The organism is Pigmentiphaga sp. (genome assembly GCF_019689535.1).
GTDB lineage: Bacteria > Pseudomonadota > Gammaproteobacteria > Burkholderiales > Burkholderiaceae_B > Pigmentiphaga.
The window spans coordinates 1-5,766 of record NZ_JADGHH010000210.1 but is presented as its reverse complement, the minus strand read 5'-3'; the positions used below and the strand labels follow the sequence as shown (position 1 = coordinate 5,766).

Below are 5,766 nucleotides of genomic sequence, written 5' to 3'. Positions count from 1 at the left end.
CAGCAAACCCCACACTGAAACCCAAAGACAAGGACGGCTGCGCCGTCCGCGCTATCCTTCCCCGCCCTGAACCGCGGGGCTTGTCGCGCACCGGGTCAGCCCGCCTGGGTCATGCTGGCGGGCAGCACTGCCGCACCCGGAGTCAGGCGGGCAACGATCTGGTTTTGCACGGATACCAAATGCGCCCGCATGGCCGCCTCCGCACGATCGGGATCGCGATCCGCAATCGCGTCGGCGATGGCTTTGTGCTCACGATCCCGCTGCTCGATGCGATTGATGCACACAGGCGTAGAGCTATTGACGTGTAAGCGGCTATCGGACCCGACCCTCCTGAGCAACGCATAGAAATCCGCGACCAACGTGTTGCGCGTCGCCTCGGCCAGCTGCTTGTGAAATGCAAGATCTCCCGCCCCCCGGCTGACACCGGGCGGTGTCGTGGCGGCCTTTTGGATCCGAAGAATATCCAACGGCGTAGCTCGTACGGCCGCCAGCCGAACGAGTGCCGGCTCCAGAATCATCCTCAGCTCGATGACTTCCAGCGCGTTGGTACTGCGAACCAAGGCATCGCCGCGCAATGGCGACGCCTCCCGCCGCGCCCCCGGCCGGGGCACTTCGCCGCTACTACGAAGAACTTCCAAGGCCAGACGCAACCGATGCCGGGTCACACCCATTTGCTCGGCTAGCCGCCTTTCGGCCGGCAAGGGCTCCCCCGCGGCCAACATCTGCCGCGATTGAAATGGAACACCGCAGATGAGACTCAACCTGAAGCTCGGTCGACATCCGATCCTCATCACGCACGAAGTCCCAGCGGACGTTCTAGAAAGGCTAGACCGATTCTTCGAAATCGAACTCTACGAAGGGAAGGCTCCACCCCCGCGCGACAAACTCCTGACGCGGCTTCACGAGAAGGCGGGGGTGATTACCACGGACCGAGACACCATCGACCAAGACATGATTCCGGCCTTGCGCTCGCTGAAGGTCGTCTGCAACATGGCGGAGCACTGCGACAACCTGGACGTACCCGCCCTGACACATGCGGGAATCATGGTGACCACCGCACCCGTGCCTCCCGGCGAATCGGTCCACGAGGCGCGGGCACGCCGAGCCGCAGAGAACCTCATCGCCGCTTTCGGGTTCGGCAGAATGGGAGGCAAACCGGCGGATCTGGTCAACCCGGAATTGCTCTGCAACTGCTGCTAAGCCAGGCAATTGCTCCACCGCCAGCGCCCCGCCCTTGGGGCGCCAAGCTCGCGGAAACGACTACCGTGCCCGCGAGATTCGCACTTCCGCCCCGCGCCGCTTCACCTCCAGCCCTTCGGACGGCAGGATCTTCAAGCCCTCCAGGCCCTTGGCGTAGCTCGAGCCCTGCATCTGCATGACACGGATCTTGTTGCGCATCACGCTGGGATTGTGCACGGGCATGCCGAACAGCCAGACCTCGTCCAGCAGGCGCGCGGAATTGAATTCGCCGGTGTGCTGGGCCGCCGGCCCCAGGCACAGCATGTGGCCTTCGCGCCCGAAAACGGGCAGGTGGTCCAGGCCGCACTCGAAGGTCCACGTCGTGCCGCCCTCGTAGCGCCAGCCCGTGCGCAGGTCCCACCATGCGTCGCCCTTGGGCAAGTAGACGCGGACCTGGTTGCCCGGTTGCAAGGCCGGGGCCACCAGCAGGGCTGGGCCGAGCAGGTACTGCAACTCGTAGGCATGTGCTTCGGGATCGTCCGGGAAAGACATGGCCATGGAACGCTGGACCGGCAGGCCGGTGCGGGCGGCATCTTCGATCACGCCAAGCACGTACGGAATGAGGCGGTACCGCCATTGCATCAGCGTCTGTGCGTGCTTGAAGACCTCGTCGCCGAAGTCCCAGGGCAACAGCCCCGGCACCGCGTGGAAGCGCAAGTGCGAGCTGAACACGCCGACCGCGAGCCAACGCAGGTACAGCTCGGGCGTCATGGTGTCGAGCGGATGGTCGGGCGAGCCGATGTCGTGGGCATAGGCAGGCAGGCCGCTGGCGCCGGCAGTCAAGGCTGCGCGCAGCGATTCAGCCAAGCCGTCCCAGGTATTGGGCACCGAGGCGGAGGCCTGCATGGGCAGGCGCTGCGCGGTGGGGAAGAGGTCCCGGCTCCACACCACGCCTTCGGGTGGCGTCTTGTTCCAGGCCGCGGCCTCGAAGAGGCAGCGCTTGACCAGCATCGGGTAGACGGTGCGCAGGCGGGCGCCCTCGTCTCCGCTGCGCGCGCTCACGCCGTCGGGGATATCGATCTGTGCGTCGCAGGACACGGCATCGACGCCCTCGTCCATGATCTGCCGGACTTTGTCCCGCCAGAAATTCCACACGTCGCGATGGGTCAGGTCGAGCAGGCCAAACGGCGCGCCACCGGTGGCAGGCACGCCTGGAAATACGTGCGCCGACCCGGAGTCTTCCGTGAGCAGCCAGCCCTTGTCTTCCAGCTCCGCAAACATGGGGCTATGGGTCGGAACGCCGGGAAAGCCGGGCGTGCAGACCTTGAGATCCATGCTCTTGAACTCGCCGAGCTGTTGGCGCGGATCGGCAAAGCGCGCGGGGTCCCACTCGAGGTTCAGCTTGGCGCGCACTTCCCAGGCCGCGGGCGGTTGGAGGGAAACGGCGTCGAACGGAACGCCCCGGTTGCGCATTTCGCGCGCAACGGCAGCCAACTGCGCGACATCGGTATTGGCAGCCTGGTGCAGCCAGGTGCCCATGCTCCATAGCGTGGGCTGGCCAGCGCGGCCGGTCAGCTGCGTGTATTGGTTGAGGATTTCCGCCGGCTCGCCGGCGAACAGGAACAGGTCGAGCTTGGCGTCGGCAATGGTCAGCACGTAGCTCGACGGCGCGTAATCCTCCACCCCGATGTCGTGCACCACCGATTCCACGGTATTGACGTAGAGGCCCCAGCCGGTCGGGCTCCATGCGAGCGGCAGCGCGCGCGATTCCGGTTCGTCGGAAATCACGCGCTCGGCGCGCCGGTCGAGCATGATCTTGCTTTCGCCGAGGCCGTAAACTGCTTCGCCGGGAGCCAGGTCGAAGGAAAGCGTCCAGGACAACGGCGCTGCCGGGTCTTCCGTGCCCAGCGCAAACAGGGACTCGTCGGCCGTGGAGGCGAGCACTTTGCGCCCCTTGCGGTACAGCGCGAGGCGCACGGGATGCGTGGCGATCTCGAGCACGTTGTCGCCCTGCGCCAGGCGAAAGCCGGGATGGCCCTCGAGCTCAACCTCCTCGACGGTCGCCTCGCCGATGGCTTCGTCCCGGGCCAGCAGGTCATGCAGCGCGGCAGCGCGGGTAGCCGAGCCGGAAGCCGGCTTGCCCGTGGCAGCGGGCGTCCCGATACTCAACCTGAACACGCCCGGCGCGCTCGCCTCGACGAGCAGGGCGAGCCCCGCGTCGGAGAGGAAATGGACGGCAGCCGGATTGGACGTGTTGAGAGTCAGGGATTCCAGACGCTGGTAGCGGGAGGAGTCGAATTGAAGTGGCACAGGTTTCCCTCGATCGCTTTCGACAGATTGGCAATAGCAAACGCAAGCCTCGCAGGCCCCGCTATCCGCCCCAAAACTGCGGGCAATGCCGCAATTTTTCGCCAAAACCTCTATTTTGACGGATTCGGGAAGGCAAATAAACCACAGGGGGTCATCCCCCCTCGCTCCGGCGCTCCCTCCGGGAGGCCCAGGCGGACGGCGCCCGGCCCCGCGTCGTGCGGACCACGACGGGAAAAACCCCGGCACCGCGCCCCGGTTCCGTCGTTTCTTACTGTTTGTCGATCCGCTATTTTCCCACGTTTCGGGCGCCTTCAGCGCCACCCGACCATACGGAGCAAATCCCCTTCGAGCGGCATGGGTTCTCCCTCCAGGGAGGCGGCCACGATGTCGCCCGCGAGGGCGGACCAGCTCAGCCCGCGGGAGGCATACCCCGCGGCCACCCAGAGCCCGGGGGCATCGGGCAGCTCGCCGATGACGGGTAGCCTGCCGGGCAGCACGGCCCGCCAGCCCGCCCAGCCCCGGATCGCACCGGGTTCGACGCGGGCAGCCAGCTCCGGCAGCAGCCGCGCGAGCCGGTCCAGGTTGAGGGCGTGCCCTGCCTGGGTCGCCGCGGCCTCTTCGGCGTCGTGCACATAGGTGCTGCCGACGACGCGGTATCCGTCCACGGGGGGAAGTACATAGCCATCCCCGGCCACGACGCAGCGCGGCTGGCCGGTGTCCGCGGGCAGCAGCGTAATCTGGCCCGCGATGCGCTTTTGCTGGAAAAAACGGCAGTCCGCGCGTCCGGGCCCCGCCCAGCCACTATCGGCAAGCAGGCGGGGCGCGTCGCCGGCGTTGGCCAAGACGACCACTCCTCCCTCTGCCAGCACGGCCCCCCCGGCATCGACGACCTGCCAGCCTCCTCCCAGCCGAGGCGCGATGCGGGCTGCTCGGCCGGCGCGCAATTCGATGCCCGGAGAGGCCAGCAACGCTTGGCAGAGCGCGTGCGGCCTCACGCGCAGCCCCCCCGGAAAGAACACGCCGCCGCGGGACGTCCGGCAGCCGGCCAGGGCGCTGGCCTCTTCCTGCGTCACGGGGCGCACCCATTCGGCAGGGAAACCCAAGACTTCCAGCATCGCATGCATGCCGGCGACCTGCCCGTCGGATTTGGCTTGCTGGACCGTGCCGCAACGGTCCACGATATGGCCGTCCATCCATGGCGCCCAGCGGGCCGCGGCGCGCAGTGCACCGGCCCGCGTCAGCCTCGCCCGCGGCGCATCGTCCTTTGCGAGCACCGGCGTGAGCGCGGCCGCCACATGTCCCGTGCCGGCCGGCGCCAGGCCGGCGGCCGCATCGAGCACCGTCACGCGCCAGCCGCGCAACGCCAGCGCATGGGCCACGCCCGAGCCGGCCACGCCGGCCCCGACGACGACCGCATGGCGCGCTGCAGGCGCCGGGGGGACCCTCGCGGCCCCCGGCCGCGCGAACCGTGGCGAGAACCGGGCGACCGTCATGTGCCGCTTGCCGCCGAACCCGGGGCGTTTCTCCACCTCGAACCCTGCGGCCTGCAAGGCGCGGCGTACCGCGCCGGCGCTGGCCCAGGTCGCCGCCGTCGCCCCGGGTGCAGCCAGCTTCGCCAGGCCCTTCATCAGGGATTCGGACCACATTTCCGGGTTGCGGGCAGGACTGAAGCCGTCGAGGAAAAAGGCGTCCACGGCCAGCCGGAGCTGCGGCACGACCCGCTCGGCCAGGCCGAACGCCAGCGTCAGGGTGACCCGCCCGCCATCCAAGTCCAGCCTATGCAGGCCCGGCAACAGGGGCGGCCAGGCGGCGAGCAGCTGGCTGGCCATGTCCTGCCAGCCGGGTGGCGCCTGCGTGGCCAGGAGCTGCGCGAGGTCTTCCCGCGCGAACGGGTGGGCCTCGACCGAGACCACGTGCAGCCGCCCGCAGCGCTGGGGATCGTCGCGCCAGGCCCGCCAGAGGGCCAGGAAGGTCAACCCCAGGCCAAAGCCGGTCTCGCAGACGGTGAAACGTTCGCGGCCGCGCCACCTCTCGGGCAGCGCATTGCCCGCGAGGAAGACGTGGCGAGCCTGCTCGATCGCGCCCTGGGCGGCATGGTAGATGTCGCCGTAGCGCGGGCTGTAGGGCACGCCGCCCGCCTCGAACGCGGGCCGGGAGGGAATCAAAGGGGTAAACACGGGCGCCATCATACCGCCGCCCCCTTACAACAGAGTCCTGCCCCGCTCTGACAACGCGAGCAAAGTGGACGTACACTGCCCCCATGAGCCACCCAGCCGC

4 protein-coding genes and 1 pseudogene are annotated in these 5,766 nt (G+C 68.2%); 1 reads left to right on the top strand and 4 read right to left on the bottom strand.

Features of this window, described 5'->3' with window-relative positions; genetic code table 11:
- Positions 1 to 95: 95 nt before the first annotated feature.
- Positions 96 to 575 (bottom strand): FadR/GntR family transcriptional regulator, encoded by a 480-nt coding sequence (locus IRZ12_RS15065; protein WP_296470052.1) that lies wholly within the window; start codon positions 573 to 575, stop codon positions 96 to 98.
- Positions 576 to 620: 45 nt separating this feature from the next.
- Positions 621 to 722: pseudogene (locus IRZ12_RS17600) on the bottom strand (GntR family transcriptional regulator); the annotation flags it as partial.
- Between the two features lie 28 nt (positions 723 to 750).
- Between IRZ12_RS17600 and IRZ12_RS15060 the strand changes: the two are divergent.
- On the top strand, positions 751 to 1,200 hold the full coding sequence (locus IRZ12_RS15060; protein ID WP_296470048.1) for a hypothetical protein: 450 nt from the start codon (positions 751 to 753) through the stop codon (positions 1,198 to 1,200).
- Between the two features lie 60 nt (positions 1,201 to 1,260).
- Here IRZ12_RS15060 and IRZ12_RS15055 read toward each other — a convergent pair whose 3' ends face one another.
- On the bottom strand, positions 1,261 to 3,489 hold the full coding sequence (locus IRZ12_RS15055; protein WP_296470045.1) for a glycoside hydrolase family 31 protein: 2,229 nt from the start codon (positions 3,487 to 3,489) through the stop codon (positions 1,261 to 1,263).
- A 311-nt stretch (positions 3,490 to 3,800) separates the two neighbouring features.
- Positions 3,801 to 5,675, bottom strand: coding sequence for a bifunctional tRNA (5-methylaminomethyl-2-thiouridine)(34)-methyltransferase MnmD/FAD-dependent 5-carboxymethylaminomethyl-2-thiouridine(34) oxidoreductase MnmC (mnmC, locus tag IRZ12_RS15050; protein ID WP_296470056.1), 1,875 nt, complete (start codon positions 5,673 to 5,675; stop codon positions 3,801 to 3,803).
- Positions 5,676 to 5,766 lie beyond the last annotated feature (91 nt).

Excerpts from the sequence above, each read along its gene's own strand:
- mnmC (WP_296470056.1), bottom strand. The coding sequence starts at position 5,675 with ATGGCGCCCGTGTTTACCCCTTTGATTCCCTCCCGGCCCGCGTTCGAG.
- IRZ12_RS15060 (WP_296470048.1), top strand. The coding sequence starts at position 751 with ATGAGACTCAACCTGAAGCTCGGTCGACATCCGATCCTCATCACGCAC.